The sequence below is a fragment of the Herbaspirillum sp. GCM10030257 genome (assembly GCF_042666555.1).
Lineage (GTDB): Bacteria > Pseudomonadota > Gammaproteobacteria > Burkholderiales > Burkholderiaceae_D > Noviherbaspirillum.
In genome coordinates this window covers 1-649 of the sequence record NZ_JBHTDH010000133.1, presented here as the reverse complement: position 1 = coordinate 649, position 649 = coordinate 1, and the positions used below count along the sequence as shown (strand labels likewise).

At 51.8% G+C, this 649-nt stretch carries 1 pseudogene; it reads left to right on the top strand.

The features are described 5' to 3' along the window. Positions 1-465, top strand: a pseudogene (locus tag ACFQUU_RS29415) (ATP-binding protein); the annotation flags it as partial. Positions 466-649: the final 184 nt, after the last annotated feature.

Genomic DNA, 649 nt, shown 5'->3' with positions numbered 1-649 from the left:
TATGCAATTAAGGTAAGTATGCAGCGTGCGGGAAGGACGCAAATTGTAGCTCGGCTCATGGTTGACGAGTTCGCCTTCTTTGGTATTCGTAACGCGAACGATGTGGCGACGTGCCTTAGTGGATATGGCGAGACTGTATTTCCCCACGGTACCAATTGGACGTTCACCCGTTTCTATTTACCCCAGGCGGCTGACAACGGATACAAGCTTGTACAAGATGCACAGATCCTGTGGGATGAGTTCGCTGCAATTCATAGCAAGGCCTGCCTGGGCAGCAAGCTCGAAATCCCGATGGAATCCTTCACTCGGGCAGTAGAGATTGTGCTGAAGGAAAGCGAGTTGCAGGATAGTCCGGACTTTCGTCCATCCGTGGAGATGTGGAGGTATGCGGTACGTAACTCTGGCTATGTGCAGGCTCGCGTAGCAACCGCTCGTATTCAGCGGGAATTATCAACGTTCGTGTAGAGGGCAGGGCGATGACGTTGCCCATCATGTTGTTTGACGATCGCAAGCTAAAACCAGCATTCGGGTATGTGTTTGACCCAAACTGGTTGGAACCATACGAGTCAATCGTCTCCATCCTATGGAAATACGCAAAGCAAAATCGGTTGCCCGGTCACTTGATCACCGTGCAGCTCACCAGGGAGCC